The sequence below is a fragment of the Nonomuraea sp. NPDC049784 genome (genome assembly GCF_040659615.1).
Lineage (GTDB): Bacteria > Actinomycetota > Actinomycetes > Streptosporangiales > Streptosporangiaceae > Nonomuraea.
In genome coordinates, this window is sequence record NZ_JBFAMX010000926.1 from 1 (window position 1) to 2,929 (window position 2,929).

Here is a 2,929-nt window from a genome sequence, read left to right on the forward strand (position 1 = left end):
AGAACACCGAGGTCTGGTCCGACAGGCCCCCGGCGGGCGGTCATCGCAGGTGATGGTGTTGGGCAGCAGCCACGGCGCCAGCCAGGGCCCGGTCGTGCCGCCTCCGTCGTTGCCTCCGAGGTCCGTCAGCGTGAACTCCGAGCCCGTGGGCGGGAAGCCGAACGACCCGCAGTTGTTCACCCCGACCGCCCCTACGTTGCGCGCGTCCACGTTCTCGAACGTCGCCGACCCCTTCGCCCTGGCGCTCACCACCGACGTGCCGGTCCCGTCGACCCGGATGTCCTTGAAGTGCACGTTCGTGATCGAGTACAGGTCCTTCACCGACCATTCGCTCACCAGCATGATCGCGTTGTAGGTGTTGTCCAGGAAGTGGTTGCCGACCACCTGGACGTCCGCGGAGATGTCCTTCTCCAGCGCGTAGAACCAGATGGCCCCGAGCCCGATGTTCCAGTTCAGCTCGTACGTCCCCGACCTCACCGTGGTGTTGCCGGTGATCAGCAGCCGTCCCGTGAACGGCTCGGCGCCGAAGCGGGAGCCGATCTGGATGGCGCTGCCCTCCCTGATCGGGTCGGCCACGAGGTTGTTCGAGATCGTGTTGTCCCTGCCGCCGTAGACGGCGATGCCGTTGGCCAGCACGGGTGTCTGCACGGTGTTGTGGTCGAAGGTGTTCCCGCTGTCGGCGCTCTTCTCCGACCACATGGCCAGCGCGTCGTCGCCGGTGTTGCGGATGAAGTTGTCCGACACGACCGAGCCGGTGACGCCGGTGTGGAAGTTGATGGCGTCGGCGATCTGGTCGACGATGACGTTGCCGGTGATCCGGACGTTCGTCATCGGCCCGTCGAACCACATGCCGACCTTGGTGTGCCGGATGTGCAGGCCCTCGATGGTGGAGTCGCTCATCGCGCCGCCGACGCCGTTCACCTGGTCGGTGTCGACGCGCTCCCGCACGTCGCCCTCGATCGCGAATCCCGACAGGTGCACGTTCCTGCTGCCGCCGGGCGTGCCGTAGAAGCCGACGCCGGTGTGGACCGAGCCGTCCGGCGCGGGGCTTCCGAGCGGGACCTCACGGCCCTTGATGATCGTGTACCAGCTCCCCGCGCCGGTGATCGTCACGTCGTCCACGATGATGTGCCGGTTCACCTGGTACGTGCCCGGCGGGACGTACACCCCCAGCCGCTTCCGCTTGGCGAAGGCGATGGCCCGGTCGAACGCGTCGGACGACTCACGCCGCCCGGACGGGTCGGCCCCGAACACCAGCACGTTGGCCGCCGCCACCTGCACCCGCGGCGGGCTCACAAGCTGCGAGTCGAGCAGGTCGATGACCGTCCACGCGGCGCCGCTGCCGGCGGGGGCCGTCAGGCGCACCCGGTCGCCCGCCCGGTACGTGCGGCCGAGCAGCAGGCGCTGCTCGTCGTAGAAGTGGTTCGGCCGGAACGGTTTCGCGATCACGGGAGGCGGCGTCGTGGCGCTCGGCACGCACGAGCACTCGGTGATCCACCAGTCGGGGTGCAGCAGGCCGGCGCCGGGGTCGTTGGAGAACGGGTACTGGTTGTACAGCCACGCGTACTGGGACGTCAGCGTCATGGTCCTGCGGCCCTTACCGTTGACCGTGACGTCGAGCGGCGCGGTGATGCCGCCCCCGCCGGGCGCGTCGGGGATGCTGTAGCGCACGGTGATCGCGTTGGCCGCGCCCGGCAGCGTGAACTCCACGTGCTGCCCCGGTGCGAGCCTGACCGCCTTCCGGCCCGAGGCCTCCGCGGGCAGCGTGTACGCGGCGCGGTCGGGGCCGATGACCGTGCCGTTCGTGACCGCGTTCTCCGCCTCCTGCTCCAGGAAGTCCACGGCGGCGCCCCGCCCCGCGACGAGCGCCGGGTCGAGGGCGGCCCGTGTCACGACGGGAGCCGGGGCGACGGAGGCGTGGGCCGGGGCGATGCCGAGGGTCATCGCCGCCGCACATAAGACGGCCAGGACTGTGCGTGGCATCCGGTACTCGTTTCTCTCGGGGGGTGAGGCGACAGTAGGCCCCTCGCACACCGATCCACAAGGCATTGTGAAGTAGTTTCGTGAATTTGCTGACTTCTTGCGAATACTTGCGCTCTGTTGCAGGCCATGGCGCTGTCCAGGCTGCGCATTTATGTTCATGAATATGAGCGAGACGGCCGTCGGGCTGCGCGGGCTGCGTAAGGAGTTCGGATCCGTCACGGCCGTTGACGGCATCGACCTGGACGTGCGTGACGGGGAGTTCTTCGCCATGCTCGGGCCGTCGGGCTCGGGCAAGACGACGGTGCTGCGCATGATCGCCGGATTCGAGGCGCCGACGGCCGGCCGCGTCGAGCTGGGCGGCAGGGACGTGACCCGCCTGGCCCCGTTCGAGCGGGACGTCAACACCGTCTTCCAGGACTACGCGCTCTTCCCCCACATGGCTGTGCTGGCCAACGTCGAGTACGGACTGCGCGTGAAGAAGGTCCCCAGGGCCGAGCGGCGCGAGCGGGCACGGGACGCACTGCGCTCGGTGCGGCTGGAGGGCTTCGAGGACAGGCGGCCCGGACAGCTGTCGGGCGGGCAGCGGCAACGGGTCGCGCTCGCTCGCGCGCTGGTCAACCGGCCGCGGGTGCTGCTGCTCGACGAGCCTCTGGGCGCGCTCGACCTCAAGCTGCGCGAGGAGATGCAGGTCGAGCTGAAGGAGCTGCAACGCGAGGTGGGCATCACGTTCCTGTTCGTCACGCACGACCAGGAGGAGGCGTTGACGATGAGCGACCGGGTCGCGGTGTTCGACCAGGGGAGGATCGAGCAGGTCGGCACGCCCGCCGAGGTGTACGAGCGGCCCGCGACCGAGTTCGTGGCCGGGTTCGTCGGCACCTCGAACCTCATCTCCGGCGCCGCCGCCGAGAAGGTGCTCGGCCGCGCGGGCACGTACAGCATCCGCCCC

Annotated in this window: 2 protein-coding genes; one reads left to right on the top strand and one right to left on the bottom strand. The window is 69.3% G+C overall.

Annotated features, from left to right (window positions below):
• On the bottom strand, positions 1 to 1,983 hold a 1,983-nt coding region (locus AB0J09_RS61145; RefSeq protein WP_360713199.1), incomplete at its 3' end, for a glycosyl hydrolase family 28-related protein.
• Positions 1,984 to 2,146: 163 nt separating this feature from the next.
• Here AB0J09_RS61145 and AB0J09_RS61150 point away from each other — a divergent pair.
• On the top strand, positions 2,147 to 2,929 hold a 783-nt coding region (locus tag AB0J09_RS61150), incomplete at its 3' end, for an ATP-binding cassette domain-containing protein (RefSeq protein ID WP_360713201.1).